The following is a 25,038-nucleotide window of genomic DNA, read 5'->3' as shown; positions in this document are numbered from 1 at the left end:
CAGGGCGGCTGTTATTCGGCCAGGCCTTCTGGAATGATTTCACCAGTGGGGCGGGGCGTTGTATCGGTTTCGGTCGGAAGCACGGGATATATCACTTCCGGCATCTCGCCGGTCAAAGAGCCGAGGAAGGCAACGATCTTGTCCGTCTCCTCATCGTTCATTTCCGCGCCCAGTTGCGAGATCGACATGACCTGCACCGCTTCCTTCAGGCCCCAGACCACGCCAGAGTGAAAGTACGGCGCCGTCAGCTCGATATTGCGCAGCGGGGAGGCGCGGAAGACATATTCGTCATCGGCGGTTTCGGTCACGGCATAACGGCCCACGTCGCCCTCGGGAAGGATATCCGCACCGGGCTTTTCGATCAGGCCGAAGGGATAGTAATCGTGCCCGCCCACGTTCACGCCATTGTGGCACGCGACGCAGCCGTTATCCATAAACAGCTGAAGCCCCTCTTTTTCGTCGGCATCCAGCGCATCGATATTGCCATTCAGGTAGGCGTCAAAAGGCGCAGGCGTGGTCAATGTGACCTCATACGCCTCGATCGCCTTGGCGAAGTTGTCAAAGGTGACTGGATCGGCCTCTTCGGGGAAGGCGCCTTTGAACCATTCGACATATTGCGGCATGGAATTGAGCGTGGCGATGACATTTTCCGGCGTGTTCGCCATTTCGACACCGGCCTGCACCGGGCCCTTGGCCTGCGCCTTGAGATCCTCGGCCCGGCCGTCCCAGAACTGCGCGACGTTGAAGACCGAGTTCAGCACCGTGGGCGAGTTGCGCGGCCCGGTCTGCCAGCCGTGGCCGATGGACACGGGCATGTTGTCATCGCCCCCGGTCGCCAGGTTGTGGCACGAGTTGCACGAAAAAACGCCCGAAGCTGACATGCGCGGATCAAAGAACAGCGCCTTGCCCAGATCAATTTTCTCGGGCGTGATCGTGTTGTCCTTGGGTGCCATCAGGGTAGAGGGCAGCGGCACGAAATACTCCAGCGCCGCGTCGCGCAGCTCGTCTGCGGCAAGGGGCGCGGCGATCAGGCCGATGGCAGTGGTTGCGAATAGAATGCGATGCATCTTCCGATTCTCCTTGGAACGGTTCCAGATAATCCTACATTTTGGATCCCGCACACAGACGCCTTGATCTGGCGCAAAACGGTTCCTTTCAGTCGCCCTATGTGGGATCTGTGCATGGGCGGCAAAGCGGCGCTGACAATTTCCCGGCACGCCCTTGCAGGCCATTGGGCGCGCCACTAAGACTCTTTTAGGATCTGGTCAGGTAAGGATCAGAGGCACATCAGCAGGCAAGGCAGATTATGACAGACCCAATGGACACCTATATGAATACCCTCGTGCCGATGGTGGTCGAACAGACCAGCCGGGGCGAGCGGGCCTACGACATCTTCTCGCGCCTGCTGAAAGAGCGGATCATCTTCCTCAGCGGCCCGGTCCATGACGGCATGTCCAGCCTGATCGTCGCGCAGTTGCTGCATCTTGAGGCGGAAAACCCGTCCAAGGAAATCAGCATGTACATCAACAGCCCCGGCGGTGTGGTGACGAGCGGATTGTCGATCTACGACACGATGCAGTATATCCGCCCCAAGGTGTCGACGCTGGTGATCGGGCAGGCGGCCTCGATGGGCTCGCTGTTGCTGACCGCGGGCGCGCCCGGCATGCGCTTCTCGCTGCCCAACAGCCGCATCATGGTGCACCAGCCCTCGGGCGGGTATCAGGGGCAGGCGACCGATATCATGATCCACGCCGAAGAGACGCTGAAGCTGAAAAAGCGGCTGAACGAGATTTACGTCAAGCATACTGGCCAGACCCTGAAAAAGGTTGAGGAGGCGCTGGAGCGTGACAACTTCATGTCGCCCGAAGACGCCAAGAACTGGGGCCTGATCGATGAGATCGTCGAAAACCGGGCCAAGCCCGAGGACGAGGAAACGCCCAAGACCTAAGGGCCGATGACACATGGACCGGGCGCGCCATTTTGCGATTGTCGCCGCCCGGTGCCTGCCCTAAGTTAACATCAAAGGCGGCCCGCATTTCCGCGCGGGCCCCGATTGCAACGCACCGCCCGAAAGGTAGATCATGTCGAATAATTCAGGCAGCGACAGCAAGAACACCCTCTATTGCAGTTTCTGCGGCAAGAGCCAGCACGAGGTGCGCAAGCTGATCGCGGGTCCGACCGTGTTTATCTGCGACGAGTGCGTCGAGCTGTGCATGGATATCATCCGCGAGGAGACGCGCAGCGCCGGCCTCAAATCCTCCGAAGGGGTGCCCGCCCCGCGGGAGATTTGCGATGTTCTGGACGATTACGTCATCGGCCAGGCCACGGCGAAAAAGGTGCTGTCGGTTGCGGTTCACAACCACTACAAACGCCTCAACAACTCCGGCAAGAGCGGCGATGTCGAGTTGCAGAAATCAAACATCATGCTGATCGGCCCCACCGGCTGCGGCAAGACGCTGCTGGCGCAAACGCTGGCGCGGATTCTGGACGTGCCGTTCACCATGGCCGATGCGACCACTCTGACCGAGGCGGGGTATGTTGGCGAGGATGTGGAAAACATCATCCTCAAGCTGCTTCAGGCGTCTGAATACAATGTCGAGCGCGCGCAGCGCGGCATCGTCTACATTGACGAGGTCGACAAGATCACGCGCAAGTCCGAAAACCCGTCGATCACGCGCGACGTGTCGGGCGAGGGCGTGCAGCAGGCGCTGCTGAAGCTGATGGAAGGCACCGTTGCCGCCGTACCGCCGCAGGGCGGGCGCAAGCATCCGCAACAGGAATTTCTGCAAGTGGACACGACCAACATCCTGTTCATCTGCGGCGGTGCCTTTGCCGGACTGGACAAGATTATCGCAGCGCGCGGCAAGGGCAGCGCGATGGGCTTTGGCGCTGATGTGCGCGACAAGGACGATCGCGGTGTTGGCGAGGTGTTCAAGGATCTGGAGCCCGAGGATCTGTTGAAATTCGGTCTGATCCCCGAATTCGTTGGCCGCCTGCCCGTCATCGCCACGCTTGAGGATCTGGACGAAGACGCGCTGATGATCATTCTGACCCAGCCCAAGAATGCGCTGGTCAAGCAATATCAGCGTCTGTTCGAGCTGGAGAACGTCAAACTGACCTTTACCGACGATGCGCTGACGGCGATTGCCAAACGCGCCATCAAGCGCAAGACAGGCGCGCGCGGGCTGCGCTCGATCCTGGAGGATATCCTGCTGGATACGATGTTTGAAGTGCCGGGCATGGACAACGTCGAGGAGGTCGTCGTGAACGAGGAGGCGGTGACGTCCGACGCCGCGCCGCTGATGATCTACGCCGAGAGCGCCAAGAAGAAAGAAGGCGCCAGCGCGGGCTGATGTCCGGGACGTGTTGATAATTTCAGGGGCGGGCCGATTGGTCCGCCCTTTTTGTTTGTGGCAGGGGCAGTGCGACGTCGCGGAATCCTGTCGCAGAGGGCGGAGCAATGCGTTGGACGACTGGACGTTTGCCCGATGATGCGTCATATCAGAGGCAACGATTGGCGGAGGACGATATGGGAATTCTCAACACGCTGTTGCGCGCCGTAACCTGGTGGCACGGGCAGACGCTGAACACGCAGCTATATACTTGGCGCAAGGGCGCCAAGGTGGGCGAGGATTCGCAGGGCAATATCTTTTACCGCTCCAAGGACGGCGACCGCCGCTGGGTTATCTACAACGGCGAGGCCGAGGCAAGCCGCGTCAGCCCCGAATGGCACGGATGGCTGCACCACACCTATCAGGATCCGCCCAGCGAAACGCCGCTGGTTCATCAGCCATGGGAAAAGCCGCATCTTGAGAATCTGACCGGGACGGCGCTGGCCTATGCCCCCGCCGGATCGCTGCGCCGCAGCGATCCCAAGCCGCGCAGCGATTACGAGGCGTGGAAGCCCGAATAAGGCGCCCATTGGCAGAGAGCGGACATGGCTGAAAACAAGAGCGAAATCATCGCGGGCGCGGTCGTTGTCGCGGTCGCATTGGGTTTTGTGGCCTATGCGGGCAAGCTGACCGGCGCCTCGGCGGCGGGCGACAGTTACGAGCTTTCGGCCAGCTTTCGCTCTGCGGACGGCATCACTGTTGGCACTGATGTGCGCCTGGCCGGGGTCAAGGTGGGGCGCGTCACGTCCATGGCGCTGGACCCCGCGACGTATCGCGCGGGCACCACGATCAGCGTGGCGCGCAGCATCGAGGTGCCGGATGACAGCGCGCTTGCGATATCCTCCGAGGGGCTGCTGGGCGGCAACTACGTGGAGATACTGCCGGGCGGCTCGCCGATCTATTTTGAGCCGGGCGATCAGATCGAATTTACCCAAGGGTCGATCAGTCTGGTGTCACTGCTGATGAAGTTTGTCGGCGGCGACGATTCCGGCGCGAGCCCCGCCGAATGAGAATGCTCGCCCTGCTTGTCGCTTTGCTGCTGCCCGCCGCCTCGGCGGCGCAAGAAAGTGCTGTGACCGGGACCGGCGTCATGCTGCGCGCGGTTGAAAAGATATCAGGCGAAACGACGGATTTCACCCTTACCCGAGGCGGGCAGGCAACATTCGGACGCCTGAGCATCGAAATGGTTGAATGCCGCTACCCTTCCGGCGATCCAGCGGCGGATGCCTATGCCTATCTGGTGATGCGGGAGGAGGGGACGGACGCGCCGGTTTTTACCGGGTGGATGATCGCCTCGTCGCCGGCGCTGAACGCGCTGGATCATCCGCGCTATGACGTCTGGGTACTGCGCTGCAAGACTGACTGAGGATCCGGATCGAGCGGATGCCACATGATGTCCGCCGGATGCTGCAACGCCAGATCCAGATTCTTGCGATAGGCCGCGCGACTGATTTCAATCGCACCGAGACTGGCCAGATGGTCGGTGATAAACTGCGTATCAAACAACATGAATCCGCAGCGGCGCAGATGATCCGTCAAATGCACCAGTGCAAGTTTCGAGCCGTCAGTGGCGCGCGAAAACATGCTTTCCCCGAAAAACGCGGCGCCAAGGGTGACGCCGTAAATGCCGCCGATCACGGTCCCGCCCTGGCGTATTTCCAGCGAATGGGCGTGGCCGAGTTGATGCAGCATGACGTAAAGGCGGCGAATTTCGGCGTTGATCCACGTCTCGGGACGGTCTGCGCAGGCATCGACGACGCCGGCAAAATCGGTGTTCAGGGACGCCGTGTAGCCGCCCCGCCGCATGCGTTTGGCCAGACTGCGCGAGATATGCAGCCCGTTCAGCGGCAAAACCCCACGGCGGCGTGGATCGACCCAGAAAATCTCGGGATCGTCGCGCCCTTCGGACATGGGAAACACGCCTGCCGCATAGGCATTGAGCAACAGCTCGGGCGTGAGTGCGAAATCCGGGTCCGTCATGGCACGCCTCAGCCCCGCAGATGCGTCTCCAGCCAGTGTTCCAGCCAATGAATGTTGTAATCGCCTGACTGGATGTCAGCGTCCTGAAGCAATGCGTGGAACAATGGCACCGTGGTATCGACGCCATCAATGATCAGCTCGCTCAGCGCCCGGTTCAGCCGCGCCAATGCGGCGGTGCGGTCGGGGGCGTGGACAATCAACTTGCCGATCAGCGAATCATAATAGGGCGGAATGGTGTAGCCATCGTAAAGCGCGCTATCCATCCGCACGCCAAGCCCGCCGGGCGCGTGAAACTGCGTGATCTTGCCGGGGCGCGGCGCGAATTCGGGCAGCTTTTCGGCGTTGATACGCACCTCGATCGCGTGGCCGGTAATTTTCAGGTCGTCCTGTTGAAAATCCATCGGCAGGCCGGCAGCTACGCGGATCTGTTCGCGGACCAGGTCAACACCAAAGATTGCCTCGGTTATCGGGTGTTCCACCTGCAACCGCGTGTTCATTTCGATGAAATAGAATTCGCCGTTTTCATAGAGAAATTCGATCGTGCCGGCGCCGATATAGTTGATGCGCGCCACGGCGTCGGCGCAGACCTTGCCGATGCGCGCACGCTCTTCCGGGGTGATGGAGGGGCCGGGGGCCTCCTCGAATACCTTCTGGTGACGCCGCTGGAGCGAGCAGTCCCGCTCGCCCAGATGGACGGCGCGGCCCTTGCCATCGCCGAAGACCTGAATTTCGATATGGCGCGGGGTGGTCAGGTATTTTTCAATATAGACTTCGTCATTGCCGAAGTTCGATTTACCCTCGGCGCGGGCGGTTTGAAAGGCCCGTTCCATTTCCGACGCGTCCTGCGCCACTTTCATGCCCTTGCCGCCGCCGCCGGAGGTGGCCTTGACGATGACAGGATAGCCGATCTCATCACCGATGCGCTTGGCCTCGGCCAGTGTCGGCACGCCGCCGTCGCTGCCGGGAACGCAAGGAACGCCCAGCTTTTTCATGGTGTCCTTGGCGGTAATCTTGTCGCCCATGACGCGGATATGTTCGGCGGTCGGACCGATGAAGGTCAGGCCGTGATCCTCGACAATCTGCACGAAGGCGGCATTTTCGGACAAAAAGCCATAGCCGGGATGGATCGCCTGTGCGCCGGTTACTTCGCAGGCCGCGATGATCGCCGGGATAGACAGATAGCTGTCGGTCGCCGAAGGCGGGCCGATGCACACGCTTTCATCCGCCATGCGTACATGCATGGCATCCGCGTCAGCGGTGGAATGGACGGCGACGGACTGGATGCCCATTTCGCGCGCGGCGCGAATGACGCGCAAGGCGATTTCGCCGCGATTGGCGATCAGGATTTTCTCGAACATTGCGTTTGCCTTATTCGATGATCATCAGGGGCGCGCCGTATTCCACGGCGCCGCCATCCTCGACCAGGATGCGTTTGACGGTGCCGGCGCGCGGGGCGGGGATGTGATTCATCGTTTTCATCGCTTCGATGATCAGCAGGGTGTCGCCCTCGCTGACCTTGTCACCGACCGACACGAAAGAGGGCGCGCCCGGTTCGGCCTGCGTATAGACGGTTCCGACCATGGGCGACGTGACGGCGCCGGGGTGGCTGGCCGGATCTTCGCCCGGATCCTGGGCCAGTGCGGCGGCGGGGGCCGGGCCGCTGGCGGCTGCGGGGGCGTGCTGCACGGGGGCCTGCGCGATATATTGCGGTGCGGCCTCGACCTTGCGGCTGACGCGCACGTTCAGGCTGTCATCCTCGCCATATTCGCGTTTGACCTGCAATTCGGTCAGTTCGTTTTCATTCAATAGCTCGGCCAGTGCCTTGATAAAGGCGACATCGTCGTCATGCGATTCTTTGGGCATTTCGGTTCCTCGGCGGCTGGCGCCCGGCACGGGGCGCGCTTTGATTTTGGATGGCTTATATGGCATGGGCGCGCCATAGAAAACCGGGTTTGTTGGCGCCGGCGACGGTGCGCCGTTAAATCTGACCCGATCGGGATCGCCTGCGGGGGGTTGGCCGGGTTGTCACCGGGCGGCGCGGCGACTAAATGGCAGGTATGCGGTCGCAGCCTACCCGCCCAAAACAAGGACGAGACATGAAAGTTATAGTCATCTGCTCCGGCGGGATGGATTCGGTGGCATTGGCGCACCGGGTTGCGGCGACGCATCAGTTACATGCGCTGCTATCGTTCGATTACGGCCAGCGCCATCTGAAAGAGCTGGAATATGCCGCCGCCTGCGCCGCGCGCCTGGGTGTACCGCACGAAGTGGTCGATATTGCCTCCGTTGGCGCGGCCTTGACGGGGTCGGCGCTGACCGATGACATCGACGTGCCGGACGGCCATTATGCCGAGGAAACGATGAAACTGACGGTGGTGCCGAACCGGAACGCGATCATGCTGGCAATCGCCTTTGGCATGGCGGCGGCGCAAAAGGTGGATGCCGTGGCAACGGCGGTGCATGGCGGCGATCACTTCATCTATCCCGACTGCCGCCCGGAATTCATAGACGCGTTTCAGGCGATGCAGAATCGTGCGCTCGATGGATATGCAAGCGTTGAGTTGCTGACGCCTTATGTGCATGGCTCCAAGGCCGATATTGCGGCGGATGGCGCAAAATACGGCACGCCTTTTGCTGAAACGTGGTCCTGCTACAAGGGCGGCGATATGCATTGCGGGCGCTGCGGCACCTGCGTTGAGCGGCGCGAGGCATTCGATCTGGCCGGTGTGGAAGATCCTACGATGTATGCGGACCCCGATTTCTGGCGCGCCGCGACCGGGAAGGAATAGACGATGTACCGTATTAGCAAAGAGTTCCACTTTTCCGCCTCGCACCAGTTGTTCGGCTTGCCGGACGACCATCAATGCGCGCGGTTGCACGGGCATAACTATATCGTCGTCGTCGAACTGGCGTCAGAGACGCTGAATGCACATGGCTTTGTGCGCGACTATCTGGAGCTGGCGCCGTTGAAGCGTTATATTGATGACGAGTTGGACCATCGACATTTGAATGACGTTCTGGGCGATGATTGCGTCACGGCCGAGCGGATGGCAAAGCATCTGTTTGACTGGTGCGCGGCCCGCTGGACGGAAACTGCCGCGGTGAAAATCAGCGAAACGCCGAAAACATGGGCCGAGTATCGGCCATGAGCGACGTCATCCGCATTTCGGAAATCTTTGGACCGACGATTCAGGGGGAGGGCGCGCTGATCGGGGTGCCGACGGTCTTCGTGCGCACGGGCGGCTGTGATTATCGCTGCGTCTGGTGCGATAGCCTGCATGCGGTGGACAGTGACTATCGCCGCGACTGGGCGCCGATGAGCGCGGGCGCCGTGATGGATGAGGTGCGCCGCCTGTCAGGCGGCCAGCCCCTGACGGTAACGCTGTCGGGCGGAAATCCGGCGATCCAGCCGCTGGGCGATCTGATCGCACTGGGGCGCGCCGAAGGCTATGGCTTTGCCATGGAAACCCAAGGGAGCGTTGCCAGGGACTGGTTCGCGCAGCTGGAAATGCTGGTGCTCAGCCCCAAGCCGCCCTCATCGGAAATGCAAACAGACTGGGCGCTGCTGCAAGACTGTATTGACGCGGCGCGGGGCGCACCCACGGTATTGAAGATCGTGGTGTTCGACGAGGCCGATTTTGCCTATGCGCGCGACGTGGCGGCGCGCCATCCCGAACTGCCGGTTTACCTGCAACCGGGCAATCACACCCCGCCGCCCGCCGATCAGGCCGACGCGGTTGTGGATCTGGCGGGGATTGAATGCCGGATGCGCTGGCTGGTCGACCGGGTGATTGCCGATCACTGGCACGCGGCGCGGGTGCTGCCGCAGCTGCATGTGATGTTATGGGGAAACAAGCGCGGCGTCTAACGCCGGAAGAGGATGTTATGAGCGACAGTATCTACAGTGATCTCAAGCAGTTGGGCGCCAATACGGCCCTGCCTGACGACCCGGCCAAGGCCGAGTTGGAGCGCGTCAAGAACCCGCAGGCCGATGTGGACTATAACGTGCGCTTTGTGGCGCCGGAGTTCACGTCGCTGTGCCCGATGACGGGCCAGCCGGACTTTGCGCATCTGGTGATTGACTACGTGCCGGGGGAGTGGCTGGTCGAGAGCAAATCGTTGAAGCTGTATTTGGGCAGCTTCCGCAATCATGGCGCGTTCCACGAGGATTGCACGATCAGTATCGGCAGGCGTGTTGCGGAATTTACTGCCGCGAAATGGCTGCGGATCGGGGGATATTGGTATCCGCGCGGCGGCATCCCCATCGACGTTTTCTATCAGACCGGACCGATGCCCGAAGGTGTATGGATACCCGATCAGGGCGTGCCGCCTTACCGCGGGCGCGGCTGAGATTTTTCGCCGAAAAATCTAGGTATGAAAATTCTGCGAATTTTCTTGGCCCCGCAAGCACATGGCTTGCGGGGCTTTTGTTTTTACTTTTGTGCTTTTCTGTTTTCGATCAGATCATCCACAACCGCAGGATCGGCCAGTGTTGACGTGTCGCCAAGCGTGTCAAAATCATTCTCGGCAATCTTGCGCAGAATGCGGCGCATGATCTTGCCGGACCGTGTCTTGGGCAGGCCGGGCGCCCATTGAATGATGTCCGGCTTGGCAATGGGGCCAATTTCGGTGCGGACCCATTTTTCCAGCTCTTTGCGCAGCTCATCCGTTTCTTCGACGCCGTTCATCACAGTGACATACGCGTAAATGCCCTGCCCCTTGATGTCGTGCGGATAGCCGACCACTGCGGCCTCTGCGACGCTGGCATGGGCGACAAGGGCGGATTCGACCTCGGCGGTGCCCATACGGTGGCCCGACACGTTGATCACGTCATCGACGCGCCCTGTGATCCAGTAATAGCCGTCCTTGTCCCGGCGGCAGCCGTCGCCGGTAAAGTAGTAGCCTTTGTAATCGGAGAAATAGGTCTGTTCGAACCGCTCGTGATCGCCGTAGACGGTGCGCATCTGGCCGGGCCAGCTGTCCGTGATGCACAAGACGCCCTCGGCTTCCGTCTCGGTGATTTCCTCGCCGGACGTGGCGTCAAGGATGACAGGCTGGATGCCGAAGAACGGTTTCGTGCAACTGCCCGGCTTCGTCGCCGTCGCGCCGGGCAGGGGGGTCAGCAGGTGGCCGCCGGTTTCGGTCTGCCACCAGGTGTCGACGATGGGCAATTTGCCCTTGCCGACGACCTCGTTATACCAGTTCCACGCCTCGGGATTGATCGGCTCGCCCACGGTGCCCAGCAGTTTGAGCGCGGACAGATCGCATTTCTCGACCGGTCCGTTGCCTTGGGCCATCAGCGCGCGAATGGCTGTGGGGGCGGTATAGAACTGGTTCACCTTGTGCTTTTCGCAGACCTGCCAGAAGCGGCTGGCATCGGGGTAGGTCGGCACGCCCTCGAACATCAGGGTGGTCGCGCCGTTCGCCAGTGGGCCGTAGATGATATAGCTGTGGCCGGTCACCCAGCCGACATCGGCGGTGCACCAGAACACGTCGCCGTCATGGTAGTCGAAATCGTATTTATGCGTCAGCCCGGCATAGAGCAGATAGCCGGCCGAGCTGTGAACTACGCCCTTGGGCTGCCCGGTCGAGCCGGATGTGTAGAGAATGAACAGCGGATCTTCGGCCTTCATCGGGCGGGCGGGGCAATCGGGGCTGGCCTGCTCCATCTGCGCCTTCAGGTCGATATCGCGGCCCTGAATCCAGGTGGTCTGGCCGCCCGTGTGTTTGACAACCAGGCAGCGCACCTTGTCCGAGCAGTGCAGCAGGGCCGCATCGGCGTTGGATTTCAGCGCCGTTTTGCGGCCGCCGCGGGGGGCCTCGTCGGCGGTGATGAGGACCTTGGCACCCGAATTGTTGATGCGGTTGGCCAGCGCGTCGGCGGAAAACCCCGCAAAGACGATGGAGTGAACCGCGCCGATACGCGCGCAGGCCAGCATGGCATAGGCCGCCTCGGGGATCATCGGCAGATAGATCACCACCCGGTCGCCGCGCATGATGCCCTGGCTCAGCAGCACGTTGGCGAAGCGGTTCACCTTCTCGTGCAACTCTTTGTAGGTGATGTGCTGGGCGGGCGTTTCGGGATCGTCGGGTTCAAAGATGATCGCCGTCTGGCCGCCGCGCGTTTTCAGGTGACGGTCGATGCAGTTGGCGGCAACGTTCAGAACGCCATCCTCGAACCAGCGAATATCGACGTTGCCATGCTGGAACGACGTATTCTTGACCTTGGTGAAGGGCTCGATCCAGTCCAGATCCCGCGCATGTTCGGCCCAGAACGCTTCGGGGTCCTTGATCGAGGCGGCATACATTTCTTCGTATTTGGCGGCGTCGATATGGGCGTTTTTGGCAAATTCCGCAGATGGCGGATAGGTTTTGTCGGACATGGGGTGTACCTTTTGTAGCTATCGGTGCGGGCAGATCGGGGCGGCCCTGATATGGCAGGGCCACCCTGTCAGATCGCCAGGTATTCCGCGCGCAGCTTCTCGTTTCCGAGAACCTCGGCTGCACTACCGTCAAATACGATGCCGCCGGTGTCAAGGATCACGGCACGGTCCGACAGCTCCAGCGCGCGGACGGCGTTCTGCTCCACCAGGATGGTGGTGATGCCTTGCGATTTGATGATGCGCAGGGTTTTCTCGATCTCGTCCACGATCACCGGGGCCAGCCCCTCGTACGGCTCGTCCAGAAGCAAGACCTTGATATCGCGGGCCAATGCGCGCGCGACGGCCAGCATCTGCTGCTCGCCGCCCGACAGGGTCACGCCCTCTTGCAGGCGCCGCTCGGCCAGGCGGGGGAACAGATCGTATAGCCGGTCGATAGACCAGCCGATGGGCGGGGCGATCTGGGCCAGTTGCAGATTTTCCTCGACCGTCAGGCCGGGGATGATGCAGCGATCCTCGGGCACAAGGCCGATACCGACCTGCGCGGCCTCGTGGCTTTTCATCTTGTGCAGGGGCTGATGGTCCAGCCAGATTTCGCCGTGGTTCAGTTGCGGATTGTCCATGCGGGCGATGGCGCGCAGCGTTGTTGTCTTGCCCGCGCCGTTACGGCCCAGCAGCGCCAGGATTTCGCCCTCATGCACGTTGAAGCTGATGTCCTGCACGATGTAGCTTTCGCCGTAATAGGCCTGCATCCCCCAGACCGACAGGAAGGCGGGGGCGGTGGCGGCGTGGTTCGCGTGCTTGGAAAAGTCGGGTTTTTCAGTGATGTCGGTGGTCATCTTGTCTGTCCTTTCTGGCGCATCTGCGGCGCAGAATTATGCCCTCAGGCGGTGGCGCTTTCGCCAAGGTAGGCCTCGCGAACCTTCGGGTGGCCCTTGATATTGTCGGGGGTATCCTCGACCAGCGGCGTGCCTTGGGCCAGAACGGTGATCCGCTCGGCAAGCGAGAAAACGACGTGCATATCGTGTTCGATGATGGCGATGGTGATGTCGCGCTCGGACTTGATCTGCTTCAGCAGGTCGATGGTGTTGTTGGTGTCGGCGCGCGCCATGCCGGCGGTGGGTTCGTCCAGCAGCAAAAGGCGGGGTTCCTGCGACAGGCACATGCCGATTTCCAGACGCCGCTTGTTGCCGCGCGACATGGAGGCCGAATGGTTGTGCCGCTGGTCGGCCATGTTCAGGCTTTCCAGCATATGCTCGGCCTGCTCCACCACGGCGCGTTCGTTGGCGACGCTTTCAATCGCGTGCATGCGAAAGGCGCCGTCGCGTTTGGCGAAAATCGGGATCATCATGTTTTCCAGCACCGTCAGATCGCTGAATATCTCGGGCGTCTGGAACACGCGGGAAATGCCCATCTGATTGATCTCGTATGGCTTGCGCCCCAGCACCGACTGGCCGTCGAACATCACCGATCCGGTATCGGGGATCAGCTTGCCCACCAGCACATTGAGCAGGGTGGATTTACCGGCCCCGTTGGGGCCGATAATCGCGTGGACGGTGTTTTCCGCAATGCTGAGGTTCACATCGCTCAGTGCTTGCAGGCCGCCGAAACGCTTGTTCACGTTCTTGACTTCGAGAATACCCATGACTGCGTTTCCTTATTCGGCGGGGGTTGTTTGGTCGGACGTCTTGCCGGTCTTTTTGGATTCGAACAGACGCTTGATGCGCTGTCCGCCCTCCACCAGACCGCCGGGCAGGAAGATGACAACCAGCATGAACACGATGCCCAGTGTCAGGTGCCAGCCCTTGCCGACGAAGGGGTAGATCAGCGTGATCACGAAATCCTCCAGCCCGTCGGGCATCCAGTAGAACCATTCGTGCAGGATGCTGCTGTTGATCTTGGAAATGATGTTTTCCATGTATTTGATCAGGCCCGCGCCCAGAACCGGGCCAATCAGCGTGCCCGCGCCGCCAAGGATGGTCATCAGCACAACTTCTCCGCTCGCGGTCCAGAACATCCGCTCGGGCCCCACCTGGGTGTCCATCGCCACCATCAGGCCGCCAGCCAGACCCGCATACATGCCCGAGATGACAAACGCCGCCAGCGCATAGGGGCGCGCATTCAGGCCGGTATAGGTCATGCGGGTGTTGTTGGATTTGATCGCGCGCAGCATCATGCCAAAGGGCGAGCGAAAGATGCGGATCGACAGGTAAAAGGCCAGCACCAGCACCAGGGCCGCAATGTAGTAGCCCGCGTTGAAGGTGAACTGCCATCCGCCGACGATCAGGTCATAGCTGGACGTCATGTCGATGCCGAAGAGGTTCGCATCGGCCCGCTCGCCCGGTGCCAGCGGGGCATCCAGAAGGCGGGCGTCGTTCAGCTTCAGCTGCAATCCGGTTTCGCCGCCGGTGATGGGCGTCAGCACCGAATAGGCCAGCGCGTAGGACATTTGCGCAAAGGCCAGCGTCAGAATGGCAAAGTAAATGCCCGACCGGCGCAGCGAGATGAAGCCGACCACCAGCGCAAAGAGGCCCGCGACGATGATGCCCATCACCATGCCGGGCAGGATGTTGGTGGTCAGCAGCTTCATCATCCAGATCGCGGCATAGCTGCCAACCCCCAGAAATGCCGCGTGACCAAAGCTGAGATAGCCGGTCAGGCCGAACAGGATGTTGAAGCCGATGGCGAAGATGCCGAAGATGGCGAAGCGTTGCATCAGATCCGGATAGCCCGCGTTGAACTGGGCAAAGCCGGAGTCGACGGGAAACGGGTTCAGGATGAAGGGGGCCAGCAGTGCGACGATGGCAACGATGGCCAGCATCACGGCGTCTTTTCGTGTCATTCCAAGCATTGATTAGTCCTCCATCACGCCTTTGCGGCCCATCAGGCCGCGCGGGCGGGTCAGCAAAATGATGATCGCGACCAGATAGATGACGATCTGATTGATACCCGGCAGCAGCTCCAGCACCTCGGACATCGAGGCAAAGCTTTCCAGAATTCCCAGCAGGAACCCGGCCAGTACGGCGCCCGGCAGGCTGCCCATGCCGCCAACGACGACCACAACGAAGCTGAGCACCAGAAAATCCATGCCCATGTGATAGTTGGGGCTGTTGATCGGCGCGTACATCACGCCGGCAAGCCCCGCGACAGCGGCGGCGATGCCGAACATGATGGTAAACCGCTTGTCGATATTGATGCCCAGCAGGCCCACCGTCTCGCGGTCGGCCATGCCGGCGCGCACGACCATCCCGAAGGTGGTGAACCGCAGGAAGGCAAAGACGGCGCCGATGATGACCAGTGAGAAGGCAAAGTAGACCAGACGCCAGTAGGGGTAGATGATCGAGTTTTCACCCAGCCCCAGCATCGCGCCAAAGTCGAACGATCCGCGGAATGCGCTGGGCGCGGGCGTCGGGATCGGGTTGGCGCCGTAGTAGAACTTGATGATCTCTTGCAGCACGATGGCCAGGCCGAAAGTCACCAGGATCTGGTCGGCATGGGGGCGTTTGTAGAAATGCTTGATCAGGCCGCGTTCCATGATGACGCCGATGCCGATCATCACCGGAATGGCAAACAGGATCGACAGGGGCACCGCCCAGTCGATCATGAAATCACCGGCATTCTGGCCGACGATGCTGTGAATGTAGGGCACATCGACTTTCATCGGATTGCCCAGAAAATCTGTGCGCGTCTCGTCCACCACTTCATGGCTGAACGTCAGGATGCGGCTGATCGTGACGGCGCAGAAGGCGCCGATCATGAACAATGCGCCATGGGCGAAATTCACCACCCCCAGCGTGCCAAAGATCAATGTCAGGCCAAGGGCGATCAGCGCGTAAGCCGATCCCTTGTCGAGTCCATTGAGGATTTGCAGGATTATTGCATCCATTGTCTGCCTCACATGTCAGATAAGAGCCCGGCACAAATGGCCGGCTGGCCCCAAGGGGGCGCATTGCGTGTGCGATGTCAGGCCGCCCCGCCGCGCTGGCGGGCGGGGCGGCCTGTGATCAGCTTAGGCGCCGTCGTTGCACTGGCCCAGGGTCGCGGCGCTGCCGCCAAACTCGGGCGCGTCGGGCGCGTAAGTCACCTGCTCGGCCGGTGTCACCTCGACGATTTCGACCAGGTCGAATTCGTTCTCGGGGTTCTCCTTGCCGCGCACGACGACAACGTCCTTGAAGCACTGGTGATCTTCGGCACGGTAGAGGGTCGGGCCGTTGCCCAGACCGTCAAACTCGAACCCTTCCAGCGCCTCGACCACCGCGCAGGGGGCGAAGCTGCCCGCACGCTCGACCGCGTCGGCATAAAGCAGGGTCTGCACATAGCAGGTATGCGCCGCCTGGCTGGGCGGGAAGCCGTATTTTTCGCCGAACGATTTGACGAACGCATCGGTGCCGACAAAGCGGTCACCCAGCTGCTTTTGCAGTTTCCAGTCCCAGTTCTGCGAGCCAAAGATGCCGGCCACGTTCTTGCCCGCGCCGCGCGCCATCAGCTCGGAGTAGAGCGGCACGACGATCTCGAACTTCTTGTCGTTGACCATCTTGTCGCGCAGGCCGAACTGCACCGCGTTGGTGAGGCTGTTGACCATGTTGTTGCCGTAGTGGTTCAGCACCAGCACGTCGGCGTCCGATTGCAGGACGGGCGTGATATAGGCGCTGAAGTCGGTCTGTGTCAGCGGCGTCTTGACCGCGTTCACTGTCTCCCAGCCGAGGGCTTCGGTCGAGTTGCGCACAGCCTCTTCGGTGGTGTAGCCCCAGTTGTAGTCGGCGGTCAGGTGATACGCCTTGCGGTCGGTGCCGTATGCCTTGGTCAGAACGGGCGCAAGCGCCGCGCCGGACATCCAGCTGTTGAAGAAGTGACGGAAACCGTTCGCCTTGCGGTCCTTGCCGGTGGTGTCGTTGGCGTGCGTCAGACCCGCCATGAAGATGATGCCGGCCTCCTGGCACAGCGCCTGCACGGCCACGGCCACGCCCGAGGACGATCCACCGGTGATCATCACCGCGCCGTCCTTTTCGATCATGGATTTGGCCGATGCGCGGGCGGCGTCCGATTTGGTCTGGGTGTCGCCGGTGACGAATTCCACCTTCTTGCCCATGATGCCGTTGCCCTGCAGCGCCTTCGAGCTGAAGGTCTGCATCATGCCGCCGTCGCCGCCGCCGTTCAGATGCTCGACCGCCAGCTGATAGGCGCGCAGCTCGTCCGCGCCCTCATCGGCGTAGGGGCCCGATTGCGGCACGTTGAAGCCCAGCGTGACGGTGCTGGAATCTGTCGGATCATTGGCAAAGGCCGAAACGCTGCTGGCTGTAAAGATCGTCGGAACGGCCAGACCCGCGCCTGCAATGGCGCTTGTTTTCATCAGGCCGCGGCGCGTGAAATTTGATGTGGACATGAAAATCCTCCCTGTTGAGTAATCACGAATGGCGCGCCTCCTCCGCGCGCTACCCGGATCGCACAGTTGTGCAAAGGTACTATGACATGGGCTAAGAAAATTTCTCAACAACTGCATTGCGCAGAACGATATTTTTGTAAATTATTCCACAGGCGAAAATCGTATTTTGTAAATATCTGTCAATCGCCAGCAAATGGCGTTGATTTTAAAAGGATATGCCATGGCCCAGGACATTGCCGGCGGCTCGCTGACGGGCACGCGCATCCGCCAGCGGCGTCTGGCGCGCGGCATCGCGCAGGGCGATCTGGCCCGGCAGGCCGGAATTTCGCCGTCTTATCTGAACCTGATCGAACATAACCGGCGCAGAATCGGCGGCGGCATCCTTTTGCGGCTGGCCAAGGTGCTGGAGGTGGATGCGCAGACCCTGTCGCATGGCAGCGAGGTTGCGCTGATCGCCGCGCTGCGCGAGGCGGTGGGCGAGGCGGCCGAGGCCGGCCTTGCGGATGGCACGCCTGCGCCCGACCCCGACCGCGCCGAGGAATTTGCCGGCCGCTTTCCCGGCTGGGCGCATCTGCTGGCGGGCACGTTGCGGCGCGCGCAGGCATCGGCGCGGCAGGTCGATGCGCTGTCGGACCGGCTGGCGCATGATCCGCAGTTGGCCGCGTCCCTGCATGAGGTGCTGACGGTGGTGACCGCCATCCGCTCGACCGCGTCGATCCTTGTGGAAACCCCGGAGCTGGAGCCGGAATGGCGCGCGCGGTTTCATCGCAATCTGGGCGAGGACAGCCAGCGGCTGGCCGAGGGTGCGCAGCGCCTGGTGCGCTATCTGGATGACGGGCCGGCGGGCGGGCGCGATATCCTGACGCCGCAGGATGAGGTGGACCGTTTCCTGACCGCCGCAGGGCACCGGTTCGACGTGTTGGAGCAGGGCGGCGATGTCGAAACCGCGCTGAGCGCGGCGGATCTGCGTCCCGAAACGGGCGCCTACACGCTGGCGCACTCCGCGCTGGAGACATACCGGGCAGATGCGGCGGCGCTGCCGCAGGAGGCGCTGCTGGCCTCCGTGGCGCGGCATGGGCTTGCGCCGCTGGCACTGGCGCAGGATCTGGACGTGCCGTTGCCGCGCCTGATGCGCCGCCTTGCGGCCATGCCCGAGGATGCGGTTGGCCCCGTTGGCCTGATCAGCGCCGACGCCAGCGGCGCAATCGGAACGCTGAAGCCGCTGCCGGGCTTTGGCGCCACGCGGCTGGCCGGGGCGTGTCCGCTATGGCCGCTGTTTCGCGCCGCCTCGCAGCCCGCCATGCCGCTGCGCCAGCGCATCGTGCAGCCGGACCGGGGGGCGCTGCCGGTTCAGGCCTTTGCCGCGTGCGAGGTGGCGGGAACGCCGGTGTTCAACATGCCGCCATTGATGCGCTCCTTCATGCTGCTGTTGCCGGATGAGGCCGAGGAGGGCGGCGCTGCCGCGGCGCCGGTCGGCGTTGCCTGCCGCATCTGCCCGCGCACAGATTGCACGGCCCGGCGGGAGGCATCGGTTCTGGCTGCCTTCGACGATGGGGCATGACGCGGCGCCCGCGCAGCTTGGTTTTGACATGCGCGGGGCGTTTGCCCAATAGTGGCCTCATATGCATCCCGCTGCCAAGGAGGGCGCGCCGTATGGGCAGCCAGGTTCTGCTGATCGAGGACGAGCCGAACATCATCGAGGCGATCACCTTCATACTCTCGCGGGACGGCTGGCAGGTGCGCAGCCATTCGGGCGGGCATGACGCGATGGAGGTGGTGCGCGCCCGGCGGCCCGATCTGATCATTCTGGACGTGATGCTGCCGGGGCGCTCGGGGTTCGATCTGCTGGCCGATATTCGCGGTGATGCGGATCTGGCGCAGACCCCGGTGCTGATGCTGACGGCGCGCGGCCAGCGCAAGGACCGCGAAATGGCCGAGCGGTCCGGCGCCAGCATGTTCATGACGAAACCCTTTTCCAACGCCGAAATGCTGGAGGCCGTGCGCAGCCTGGCGGCCCGCAAATGAGCGAAGACGCCCCCGGCAGACGCGCCGAATTCGTCGCGCGGGGCACCTACCGGCGCCGCCGCCTGATTGACGCGGCGGGCCTGCTGCCCATTCTGGGGGCGCTGCTGTTTCTGGTGCCGCTTCTGTGGGTCGGCGCGCAGGAGGGCGCGGCGCCGCGCACATCGCATGTGCTGCTGTATCTCTTTGCGGTCTGGGCGCTGTTGGTGGTGTTGTCTGCCCTCGTCTCGCGCGGACTGGGCGCAAGCGGCGACGTCGCGGCGCGCGAGGATGCCGGGCCGGATGACATGGATACGGCCAGCCCCGATACCGGTGATGACGCGCCACCGGCGCGGCGCGGCTGATGGCGACCTTTACACTTCTGGTGCTGGTCTGCGTGGCCTATGTGGTGCTGCTGTTTGGCGTGGCCTTTGCCGCTGACCGGGCGGCGCGGCGCGGGCGGGGGGCTTGGCTGCGCTCGCCGCTGGTCTATACGCTGTCGCTGTCGATCTATTGCACGGCATGGACATTCTATGGCGCGGTTGGTTTTGCCGCGCGGTCGGGGCTGGAATATGTGACGATCTACCTGGGCCCGACGCTGGTGATGATCGGCTGGTGGTGGACCCTGCGCAAGATGGTGCGCGTGGGCCGCAGCCAGCGGATCACCTCGGTCGCCGACATGATATCGTCGCGCTATGGCAAGTCCAATACGCTGGCGGTTTGCGTCACCATTCTGGCCGTGATTGGCGCGACGCCTTATATCGCCTTGCAACTGCAATCGGTGACGCTGTCCTTCGCGGCATTCACGCCGGCCGGTCCCAGCCTTCAGGCCCGCAGCGAGCAGTCGATCGCCATCTATGTCGCGCTGGGCCTGACGCTGTTTACCATCCTTTTCGGCACGCGAAACCTGGACGCGAACGAGCGGCACCACGGCGTCGTCATCGCCATCGCGCTGGAGGCGGTGGTCAAGCTGTTTGCCCTGCTGGCGGTCGGGGTTTTCGTCGTCTGGGGGCTGGAGGGCGGCATTGCGCAGACGCTGGCGCGGATTGATGCGTCGCCCATTGCCGAATTCACCGTGACGCCCAGCCGCTGGACCGCGCTGACGCTGCTGTCGGCGACGGCGTTTCTATGCCTGCCGCGCATGTTTCAGGTGATGGTGGTCGAGAATGAGGATGAAAGCCATCTGCGCACTGCCGCCTGGGCCTTTCCGCTTTATCTGATGCTGATCAGCCTGTTTGTGGTGCCGATTGCCGCCGTGGGGCTGGACCTGATGCCAGCCGGCACGAACCCGGACCTGTTCGTGCTGAAGCTGCCGCTGCTGGCGGGGCAGGACGGGCTGGCGATCCTGTCGTTTCTGGGGGGATTTTCGTCAGCCACGTCGATGGTTATCGTGGCCGCCATTGCGCTGTCAACGATGGTGTCGAACCATATCGTGATGCCGATCTGGCTGCGCGCGACGGGGGGTGCGGCGATGATGTCGGGCGATGTGCGGCATGTGGCGCTGCTGGCGCGGCGGCTGTCGATCGGTGCCGTGGTGTTTCTGGGATACCTCTATTTCCGCATGTCGGGCGGCGGCACGGCGCTGGCCGCCATCGGGCTGATCGCCTTTGCCGGCGTGGCGCAGTTCTTGCCCGCGCTGATGGGCGGGCTGGTCTGGCGCGGGGCCACGCGGCTGGGCGCGCTGGCGGGGCTGAGCGTGGGCTTTGCCTTCTGGCTGTATTGCCTGCTGCTTCCCAGCTTTGGCGCGGGCGTGATCCTGCCGGTGCGCGTGATGGAGGCCGGTCTGTTCGGCCAGTCCTGGCTGCGCCCCTATGCGATGTTCTGGACCGGGGGCATGGACCCGCTGGTGCATGCGGTGATGTGGTCGATGCTGCTGAACTGCGCGGCATTCTGCGCGGTGTCGCTGTTCACCTTCCCCCGCCCGGTGGAGCGGCTACAGGGCGCGCAATTTGTCAACGTGTTCGACCATTCGCAGCGCCCCGGCAGCTGGACGGGCGGGCTGGGCCAGTCCGAGGATCTGCTGATCATGTCGCAGCGCATCCTTGGCGCCGCCGAGGCGCAGGAGCTGTTTGCCCGCGCCGCCCGCCGTCAGGGCCTCAGCGGCTATCTGCCTGAACCGTCGCCGGAATTTCTGGAATTCCTGGAGCGTCGCCTGTCGGGGTCGGTCGGCGCTGCCACCGCCCACGCCATGGTCAGCCAGATCGTTGGCCGCGCCACCGTATCGGTCGAGGATCTGCTGGCCGTGGCCGACGAGACGGCGCAGATCATGGAGTACTCAAACCGGCTGGAGGCGAAATCAACCGAGCAGGCCCGCACCGCGCGCCAGTTGCGCGTGGTGAATGAAAAGCTGACCCAGCTGTCTGTGCAAAAGGACGGGTTTCTCAGCCAGGTCAGCCACGAATTGCGCACGCCGATGACGTCGATCCGTGCCTTTTCCGAAATATTGCTGGGCGGCGATCTGACGCCGGAGCAGTTGCAGAAATACGCGTCGATCATTCATGCCGAATCTTTGCGGCTGACGCGGCTCTTGGACGATCTGCTGGATTTGTCGGTACTGGAATCGGGGCAGGTCGTTCTGAATGTGCAGTCCGGCACATTGGCGCAGGTGCTGGACCGGGCCATCTCCGGTGCGGTCGGCGGCGCGGCCGGCAGCCTGAATATCCGGCGCGATGCCGCAAGCGAGGCCGTCTTGCTGCAAACCGACATTGACCGGCTGGCACAGGTGTTCATCAACCTTATCGCCAATGCGCGCAAATATTGTGACGCGGCGCATCCCGTGCTGGATATCCGGGCCGAGCGGGACAGCACCACGCTGACCGTGGATTTTGTCGATAATGGCACCGGCATCCCGATCGAGGATGAGGCGCTGATTTTTGAGAAATTCTCGCGTCTGGGCGAAACGCGGGCGCCCGGTGCCGGGCTTGGGCTGGCGATCTGCCGCGAGATCATGCACCGGCTTGGCGGGTCGGTCGCCTATCTGCCGGGGCAGGGCGGGGCTGCATTTCGCGTGACCCTGCCGCTGGCGCCACTTGAGCCGGGCGGCGGAAACGATTTGGTAACCAAAGGTGGGTTAAGGTCGGTGCGGTGAAGATCTGGCAAGGGATGGCACGGGCGGGCGCATGGTGACGGATGGCGGCAATAAGGTGATACATCGCAAGGCGCGGGCCTCTCGCGAGGAATATCAGGCGCGCGCCATGTCCCCGGCCAAGGCGATTCGCCTTGCGCTGGCCCAGACGTCCGACACGCATTTCGATCTGCCGATGGTGGTGACAACGGTTGAGCAGGTTGAGCTGTCGCAAACCGCATTGCGCCCCGAATTTGACGGCGGCGGCCTTTTGGTGCTGTTGGACGGCCCCAAGGGGGCGCGCGGCGCGGCACGTCTGGATGAGGCGCTGCTTGCGGCACTGATCGAAGTGCAGACAACCGGGCGCATCAGCGGGCGCCCGCCCAGTGGCCGGGCCGTGACCCGCACCGATGCGGCGATTGCGGCGCCCCTGATCGACATCACGCTGGAGCGCGCGGGCGCGCAGCTGAGCGAGGAAACACCGGATCACTGGGCCACAGGCTTCCAGTTTGGCGTGATGATGGAGGATGCGCGCGGCATGACGCTCGCGCTGAATGCGGCGGCGTTCCATGTGTTTCGCATGACGGTCGAAATGGGCGAGGCGGCGCTGCCCGGCCGCATCGTGTTCCTTCTGCCGGTGCCGGCCACCCCGGTCAAGCGCCCTGCCGAGCCGGGCGAAGAGCAGCCGCAGCACACGCTGGAGCAAAGCGCGATGAATGCGCCCGTGTGCATGGATGCGGTGCTGGCCCGGCTTTCCGTACCACTGACACAGCTTTGCCAGTTGGCACCGGGGGACGTGCTGCCGTTTCATATGGACCGGCCGCTTCAGATCCGGCTGGAGACCAGCCAGAAACATGTGGTCGCGTTGGGGCGGCTTGGCCAGATGAATGGTATGCGGGCCGTGCGCCTGACGCCATCTGGCGACGAAAACACCGCTGCCCGGCCCCTCGTCGAAGCGGTGCAGGCAGGGACGGGCGCAGCTGTCGAGGATCAGGCCGGCAGGGTGGAGCCAAATTCCATGCAAAAAGAGCCGTCTGCGCCGCACATTCCTGAACCGGCCACTGCGGAGTGATGCAAGATCTGTCGATGCCGACAGGCAGGCGGGCGCAGTTTGTCAGCCTTGCGGCTGTGGCTGGTCAGCGCAGCATGATCCCAAGGACGACCATCATCAGACCTATGACCGACAGAAACAGGGCGCCTGTATTCACGGGCAAAACCTTGCTCAGGACGGCCCGCATTGCGGCATCGTCCAAACGCGCGCGCCGGGCGCGCCACACGCGCACCACACACCAGATCAACCCGCAAAGCCCCAGCAGCGACACCGCCGCGCCAGACCAGATCAGCATTTCCATCGGGCCGTTCTCCTTGTTTCGGCGTCTGCCCGCTGACCTAATCGATATGCTGTCTCAACTCAAGCAGGCGGGGCTTGCGGGCCGTGCGGCTGCGCGGTAATCACACGGCTTTACGATGATGCGGAGAGCAGCATGGACGATCAGAGCCCCGGAACCCCCGATACCTACCGCGTGACCGCCGACGAACTGCGCCAGTTCATCGAACGGATCGAGCGTTTGGATGCCGAGAAAAAGGACCTTGCCGAGCAACAGAAGGAAGTCATGGCCGAAGCCAAGGGGCGCGGCTACGATACCAAGGTCATCCGCAAGGTCATAGCGCTGCGCAAGCGCGACAAGGATGACATCGCCGAAGAGGAAGCTGTCCTTGAGATGTACAAGGAAGCGTTGGGCATGGCCTGATCAACCCTGCGACCTGCCGATAGGTCGAAACGGTGTCGGCAGGCGCCTCAACCGGCTGTGGCCAAACGGGTTCTGAGCATTCAAGATTGCCGTATCTATAGCTCAAAGCACTGATCCCGGCCGGTATCATGAAAACGGTAAAGCCGCGCAGTTTCCTGCGCGGCTTTTCTGTTTGTACAATGATGCCTGAAGGCAGGTTCAGGACTCGTCGTCCTCGGGCTGCGCTTCTGCGGCGGCGTCGGACAGATTGTCGTCGTCCGAGGCGGCGGAGCCGATATCGTCGAACAGCTCGGCGATCTCGAAATCGGCGGCTGCCTCTTCTTCGGCGGCCAGTTCCTGGATCGACTTGCCGGACGCCTGAAGCTCGGCCTCTTCGGGCGAACGGGCGACGTTCAGCGTGACTGTCGCGTCAACCTCGGGGTGCAGCGACACGAAGACATCGTGCAGGCCCAGTTCCTTGATCGGCTTGCCAAGGCTGACCTGCTTGCGGTCCAGCTCAAAGCCGTTCTCGGTGGCGGCGTCGGCCGCGTCGCGGGTTGTGACCGAGCCGTACAGCGCGCCCGAATCGGCCGCCTGACGGATGATGACAAACTGCTGGCCGTGCAGCTTTTCGGCCATCTTCTCGGCGTCCTTGCGGGTCTCAAGGTTATGGGCCTCAAGATGCGCCTTGCGCGATTCGAAGTCAGCGATGTTCTTCTGCGAGGCCGACAGCGCCTTGCGCTGGGGCAGCAGGTAGTTGCGTGCGAAACCGGCCTTGACGTCGACGACGTCGCCCATCTGGCCCAGCTTTGCGACGCGCTCAAGAAGGATAACTTGCATTGTATTGCTCCTTACTTAACGGCGTATGGCAGCAGGGCGAGGAAGCGGGCGCGCTTGATCGCGCGGGCCAGCTCACGCTGCTTTTTGGCCGAAACGGCGGTGATACGGCTGGGGACGATCTTGCCGCGTTCGCTGATGTAGCGCTGCAGCAGGCGTGTGTCCTTGTAGTCGATGGCAGGTGCATTATCGCCCGAGAAGGGGCAGACCTTGCGGCGACGGAAAAATGGTTTTGTAGCCATGGTTTATGTCCTTGTCCTGGGGGCGTTGA

The 25,038-nt window shown here is 62.5% G+C and carries 28 protein-coding genes; 15 read left to right on the top strand and 13 right to left on the bottom strand.

The genetic code is table 11. The features are described 5' to 3' along the window. Window positions 1-11 precede the first annotated feature (11 nt). Window positions 12-1,067, bottom strand: coding sequence for a cytochrome-c peroxidase (locus DQ230_RS13400; RefSeq protein WP_113913115.1), 1,056 nt, complete (start codon window positions 1,065-1,067; stop codon window positions 12-14). A 239-nt stretch (window positions 1,068-1,306) separates the two neighbouring features. Between DQ230_RS13400 and DQ230_RS13395 the strand changes: the two genes are divergently transcribed. The 5 genes from DQ230_RS13395 to DQ230_RS13375 all read left to right on the top strand — a co-directional run bounded on the left by DQ230_RS13395 (window position 1,307) and on the right by DQ230_RS13375 (window position 4,758). Further along, on the top strand, window positions 1,307-1,948 hold the full coding sequence (locus tag DQ230_RS13395) for an ATP-dependent Clp protease proteolytic subunit (protein ID WP_113913114.1): 642 nt from the start codon (window positions 1,307-1,309) through the stop codon (window positions 1,946-1,948). 133 nt (window positions 1,949-2,081) lie between these two features. Next, the gene (clpX, locus tag DQ230_RS13390; protein WP_113913113.1) at window positions 2,082-3,353 is read left to right on the top strand and encodes an ATP-dependent Clp protease ATP-binding subunit ClpX; all 1,272 of its coding nucleotides are present in this window, start codon (window positions 2,082-2,084) and stop codon (window positions 3,351-3,353) included. A gap of 176 nt (window positions 3,354-3,529) precedes the next feature. Continuing rightward, window positions 3,530-3,913: an NADH:ubiquinone oxidoreductase subunit NDUFA12 gene (locus DQ230_RS13385; protein WP_113913135.1), complete on the top strand. Its 384-nt coding sequence runs from the start codon at window positions 3,530-3,532 to the stop codon at window positions 3,911-3,913. A gap of 24 nt (window positions 3,914-3,937) precedes the next feature. Continuing rightward, a complete protein-coding gene (gene mlaD, locus DQ230_RS13380) occupies window positions 3,938-4,402 on the top strand; it encodes an outer membrane lipid asymmetry maintenance protein MlaD (RefSeq protein WP_113913112.1) in 465 nt (154 codons plus the stop codon). Beyond that, window positions 4,399-4,758 carry a DUF2155 domain-containing protein gene (locus tag DQ230_RS13375; protein ID WP_113913111.1) on the top strand — a complete coding sequence of 120 codons (360 nt, stop codon included), beginning with the start codon at window positions 4,399-4,401 and terminating at the stop codon, window positions 4,756-4,758. Before mlaD ends, DQ230_RS13375 begins: the two co-directional genes overlap by 4 nt. On the opposite strand, the gene aat is transcribed toward DQ230_RS13375, so the two are convergent. From aat to accB, 3 genes are read right to left on the bottom strand one after another with little or no spacing between them, the layout of a single operon-like run. Next, the gene (gene aat, locus DQ230_RS13370; RefSeq protein ID WP_113913110.1) at window positions 4,722-5,372 is read right to left on the bottom strand and encodes a leucyl/phenylalanyl-tRNA--protein transferase; all 651 of its coding nucleotides are present in this window, start codon (window positions 5,370-5,372) and stop codon (window positions 4,722-4,724) included. The genes DQ230_RS13375 and aat overlap by 37 nt on opposite strands. Window positions 5,373-5,380: 8 nt before the next feature. Next, window positions 5,381-6,730, bottom strand: coding sequence for an acetyl-CoA carboxylase biotin carboxylase subunit (accC, locus tag DQ230_RS13365; protein WP_113913109.1), 1,350 nt, complete (start codon window positions 6,728-6,730; stop codon window positions 5,381-5,383). Window positions 6,731-6,740: 10 nt separating this feature from the next. Further along, on the bottom strand, window positions 6,741-7,235 hold the full coding sequence (gene accB, locus DQ230_RS13360) for an acetyl-CoA carboxylase biotin carboxyl carrier protein (protein WP_113913108.1): 495 nt from the start codon (window positions 7,233-7,235) through the stop codon (window positions 6,741-6,743). Window positions 7,236-7,468: 233 nt separating this feature from the next. Between accB and queC the strand changes: the two genes are divergently transcribed. The 4 genes from queC to queF are packed head-to-tail and all read left to right on the top strand — an operon-like array spanning window position 7,469 to window position 9,722. Continuing rightward, window positions 7,469-8,161 (top strand): 7-cyano-7-deazaguanine synthase QueC, encoded by a 693-nt coding sequence (gene queC, locus DQ230_RS13355; RefSeq protein ID WP_113913107.1) that lies wholly within the window; start codon window positions 7,469-7,471, stop codon window positions 8,159-8,161. Between the two features lie 3 nt (window positions 8,162-8,164). After that, window positions 8,165-8,521, top strand: a complete 357-nt coding sequence (queD, locus tag DQ230_RS13350; protein WP_113913106.1) for a 6-carboxytetrahydropterin synthase QueD — start codon at window positions 8,165-8,167, stop codon at window positions 8,519-8,521. Continuing rightward, window positions 8,518-9,240: a 7-carboxy-7-deazaguanine synthase QueE gene (gene queE, locus DQ230_RS13345; RefSeq protein ID WP_113913105.1), complete on the top strand. Its 723-nt coding sequence runs from the start codon at window positions 8,518-8,520 to the stop codon at window positions 9,238-9,240. Before queD ends, queE begins: the two co-directional genes overlap by 4 nt. 17 nt (window positions 9,241-9,257) lie before the next feature. Beyond that, window positions 9,258-9,722 carry a preQ(1) synthase gene (queF, locus tag DQ230_RS13340; RefSeq protein WP_113913104.1) on the top strand — a complete coding sequence of 155 codons (465 nt, stop codon included), beginning with the start codon at window positions 9,258-9,260 and terminating at the stop codon, window positions 9,720-9,722. Window positions 9,723-9,805: 83 nt separating this feature from the next. Here the strand turns inward: queF and acs are convergent, their stop codons facing one another. The 6 genes from acs to DQ230_RS13310 all read right to left on the bottom strand — a co-directional run bounded on the left by acs (window position 9,806) and on the right by DQ230_RS13310 (window position 17,135). Then, complete coding sequence (gene acs, locus DQ230_RS13335) at window positions 9,806-11,755, bottom strand: acetate--CoA ligase (RefSeq protein ID WP_113913103.1); 1,950 nt, start codon at window positions 11,753-11,755, stop codon at window positions 9,806-9,808. 68 nt (window positions 11,756-11,823) lie between these two features. Next, entirely contained in the window at window positions 11,824-12,579 is a 756-nt protein-coding gene (locus tag DQ230_RS13330; protein WP_113913134.1) for an ABC transporter ATP-binding protein, read from the bottom strand. 56 nt (window positions 12,580-12,635) lie between these two features. Continuing rightward, a complete protein-coding gene (locus DQ230_RS13325) occupies window positions 12,636-13,397 on the bottom strand; it encodes an ABC transporter ATP-binding protein (protein WP_113913102.1) in 762 nt (253 codons plus the stop codon). Between the two features lie 12 nt (window positions 13,398-13,409). After that, on the bottom strand, window positions 13,410-14,603 hold the full coding sequence (locus DQ230_RS13320) for a branched-chain amino acid ABC transporter permease (RefSeq protein WP_113913101.1): 1,194 nt from the start codon (window positions 14,601-14,603) through the stop codon (window positions 13,410-13,412). Between the two features lie 3 nt (window positions 14,604-14,606). Further along, complete coding sequence (locus DQ230_RS13315) at window positions 14,607-15,638, bottom strand: branched-chain amino acid ABC transporter permease (protein WP_113913100.1); 1,032 nt, start codon at window positions 15,636-15,638, stop codon at window positions 14,607-14,609. Window positions 15,639-15,761: 123 nt separating this feature from the next. After that, entirely contained in the window at window positions 15,762-17,135 is a 1,374-nt protein-coding gene (locus DQ230_RS13310) for a substrate-binding protein (RefSeq protein ID WP_113913099.1), read from the bottom strand. Between the two features lie 220 nt (window positions 17,136-17,355). Between DQ230_RS13310 and DQ230_RS13305 the strand changes: the two genes are divergently transcribed. The 5 genes from DQ230_RS13305 to DQ230_RS13285 all read left to right on the top strand — a co-directional run bounded on the left by DQ230_RS13305 (window position 17,356) and on the right by DQ230_RS13285 (window position 23,272). Further along, window positions 17,356-18,696, top strand: a complete 1,341-nt coding sequence (locus DQ230_RS13305) for a helix-turn-helix domain-containing protein (RefSeq protein ID WP_238987535.1) — start codon at window positions 17,356-17,358, stop codon at window positions 18,694-18,696. 92 nt (window positions 18,697-18,788) lie between these two features. Beyond that, entirely contained in the window at window positions 18,789-19,160 is a 372-nt protein-coding gene (locus DQ230_RS13300; protein ID WP_113913098.1) for a response regulator transcription factor, read from the top strand. Continuing rightward, complete coding sequence (locus DQ230_RS13295; RefSeq protein ID WP_238987534.1) at window positions 19,157-19,501, top strand: hypothetical protein; 345 nt, start codon at window positions 19,157-19,159, stop codon at window positions 19,499-19,501. Before DQ230_RS13300 ends, DQ230_RS13295 begins: the two co-directional genes overlap by 4 nt. Continuing rightward, a complete protein-coding gene (locus DQ230_RS13290; RefSeq protein ID WP_113913097.1) occupies window positions 19,501-22,224 on the top strand; it encodes an ATP-binding protein in 2,724 nt (907 codons plus the stop codon). Before DQ230_RS13295 ends, DQ230_RS13290 begins: the two co-directional genes overlap by 1 nt. Before the next feature lie 31 nt (window positions 22,225-22,255). Next, window positions 22,256-23,272, top strand: a complete 1,017-nt coding sequence (locus tag DQ230_RS13285) for a FliM/FliN family flagellar motor switch protein (protein ID WP_113913096.1) — start codon at window positions 22,256-22,258, stop codon at window positions 23,270-23,272. A 64-nt stretch (window positions 23,273-23,336) separates the two neighbouring features. Here DQ230_RS13285 and DQ230_RS13280 read toward each other — a convergent pair whose 3' ends face one another. Then, window positions 23,337-23,552 carry a hypothetical protein gene (locus DQ230_RS13280; protein ID WP_113913095.1) on the bottom strand — a complete coding sequence of 72 codons (216 nt, stop codon included), beginning with the start codon at window positions 23,550-23,552 and terminating at the stop codon, window positions 23,337-23,339. A gap of 132 nt (window positions 23,553-23,684) precedes the next feature. On the opposite strand from DQ230_RS13280, the gene DQ230_RS13275 reads away from it, so the two are divergent. Further along, window positions 23,685-23,951: a DUF2312 domain-containing protein gene (locus tag DQ230_RS13275; RefSeq protein WP_113913094.1), complete on the top strand. Its 267-nt coding sequence runs from the start codon at window positions 23,685-23,687 to the stop codon at window positions 23,949-23,951. A gap of 198 nt (window positions 23,952-24,149) precedes the next feature. Here DQ230_RS13275 and rplI read toward each other — a convergent pair whose 3' ends face one another. Beyond that, on the bottom strand, window positions 24,150-24,770 hold the full coding sequence (rplI, locus tag DQ230_RS13270) for a 50S ribosomal protein L9 (RefSeq protein WP_113913093.1): 621 nt from the start codon (window positions 24,768-24,770) through the stop codon (window positions 24,150-24,152). An 11-nt stretch (window positions 24,771-24,781) separates the two neighbouring features. Beyond that, window positions 24,782-25,009 carry a 30S ribosomal protein S18 gene (rpsR, locus tag DQ230_RS13265; protein ID WP_025061827.1) on the bottom strand — a complete coding sequence of 76 codons (228 nt, stop codon included), beginning with the start codon at window positions 25,007-25,009 and terminating at the stop codon, window positions 24,782-24,784. Window positions 25,010-25,038: the final 29 nt, after the last annotated feature.

The sequence above is a fragment of the Roseovarius dicentrarchi genome, assembly GCF_003316635.1.
Classification (GTDB): Bacteria; Pseudomonadota; Alphaproteobacteria; order Rhodobacterales; family Rhodobacteraceae; genus Roseovarius; species Roseovarius dicentrarchi.
This window is presented reverse-complemented; position numbering and strand designations above follow the sequence as displayed.

Bases quoted from the DNA above. Each gene is read 5' to 3' on its own strand.
- DQ230_RS13395 (WP_113913114.1), top strand. From the start codon at position 1,307: ATGACAGACCCAATGGACACCTATATGAATACCCTCGTGCCGATGGTG.
- DQ230_RS13325 (WP_113913102.1), bottom strand. From the start codon at position 13,397: ATGGGTATTCTCGAAGTCAAGAACGTGAACAAGCGTTTCGGCGGCCTG.
- DQ230_RS13275 (WP_113913094.1), top strand. From the start codon at position 23,685: ATGGACGATCAGAGCCCCGGAACCCCCGATACCTACCGCGTGACCGCC.
- DQ230_RS13280 (WP_113913095.1), bottom strand. From the start codon at position 23,552: ATGGAAATGCTGATCTGGTCTGGCGCGGCGGTGTCGCTGCTGGGGCTT.
- DQ230_RS13300 (WP_113913098.1), top strand. From the start codon at position 18,789: ATGGGCAGCCAGGTTCTGCTGATCGAGGACGAGCCGAACATCATCGAG.
- accC (WP_113913109.1), bottom strand. From the start codon at position 6,730: ATGTTCGAGAAAATCCTGATCGCCAATCGCGGCGAAATCGCCTTGCGC.
- DQ230_RS13375 (WP_113913111.1), top strand. From the start codon at position 4,399: ATGAGAATGCTCGCCCTGCTTGTCGCTTTGCTGCTGCCCGCCGCCTCG.
- DQ230_RS13315 (WP_113913100.1), bottom strand. From the start codon at position 15,638: ATGGATGCAATAATCCTGCAAATCCTCAATGGACTCGACAAGGGATCG.
- clpX (WP_113913113.1), top strand. From the start codon at position 2,082: ATGTCGAATAATTCAGGCAGCGACAGCAAGAACACCCTCTATTGCAGT.
- queF (WP_113913104.1), top strand. From the start codon at position 9,258: ATGAGCGACAGTATCTACAGTGATCTCAAGCAGTTGGGCGCCAATACG.
- aat (WP_113913110.1), bottom strand. From the start codon at position 5,372: ATGACGGACCCGGATTTCGCACTCACGCCCGAGCTGTTGCTCAATGCC.
- acs (WP_113913103.1), bottom strand. From the start codon at position 11,755: ATGTCCGACAAAACCTATCCGCCATCTGCGGAATTTGCCAAAAACGCC.
- DQ230_RS13385 (WP_113913135.1), top strand. From the start codon at position 3,530: ATGGGAATTCTCAACACGCTGTTGCGCGCCGTAACCTGGTGGCACGGG.
- queC (WP_113913107.1), top strand. From the start codon at position 7,469: ATGAAAGTTATAGTCATCTGCTCCGGCGGGATGGATTCGGTGGCATTG.
- DQ230_RS13320 (WP_113913101.1), bottom strand. From the start codon at position 14,603: ATGCTTGGAATGACACGAAAAGACGCCGTGATGCTGGCCATCGTTGCC.
- rpsR (WP_025061827.1), bottom strand. From the start codon at position 25,009: ATGGCTACAAAACCATTTTTCCGTCGCCGCAAGGTCTGCCCCTTCTCG.
- queD (WP_113913106.1), top strand. From the start codon at position 8,165: ATGTACCGTATTAGCAAAGAGTTCCACTTTTCCGCCTCGCACCAGTTG.
- queE (WP_113913105.1), top strand. From the start codon at position 8,518: ATGAGCGACGTCATCCGCATTTCGGAAATCTTTGGACCGACGATTCAG.
- mlaD (WP_113913112.1), top strand. From the start codon at position 3,938: ATGGCTGAAAACAAGAGCGAAATCATCGCGGGCGCGGTCGTTGTCGCG.
- DQ230_RS13295 (WP_238987534.1), top strand. From the start codon at position 19,157: ATGAGCGAAGACGCCCCCGGCAGACGCGCCGAATTCGTCGCGCGGGGC.
- DQ230_RS13305 (WP_238987535.1), top strand. From the start codon at position 17,356: ATGGCCCAGGACATTGCCGGCGGCTCGCTGACGGGCACGCGCATCCGC.
- DQ230_RS13290 (WP_113913097.1), top strand. From the start codon at position 19,501: ATGGCGACCTTTACACTTCTGGTGCTGGTCTGCGTGGCCTATGTGGTG.
- DQ230_RS13400 (WP_113913115.1), bottom strand. From the start codon at position 1,067: ATGCATCGCATTCTATTCGCAACCACTGCCATCGGCCTGATCGCCGCG.
- accB (WP_113913108.1), bottom strand. From the start codon at position 7,235: ATGCCCAAAGAATCGCATGACGACGATGTCGCCTTTATCAAGGCACTG.
- DQ230_RS13285 (WP_113913096.1), top strand. From the start codon at position 22,256: ATGGTGACGGATGGCGGCAATAAGGTGATACATCGCAAGGCGCGGGCC.
- DQ230_RS13310 (WP_113913099.1), bottom strand. From the start codon at position 17,135: ATGTCCACATCAAATTTCACGCGCCGCGGCCTGATGAAAACAAGCGCC.
- rplI (WP_113913093.1), bottom strand. From the start codon at position 24,770: ATGCAAGTTATCCTTCTTGAGCGCGTCGCAAAGCTGGGCCAGATGGGC.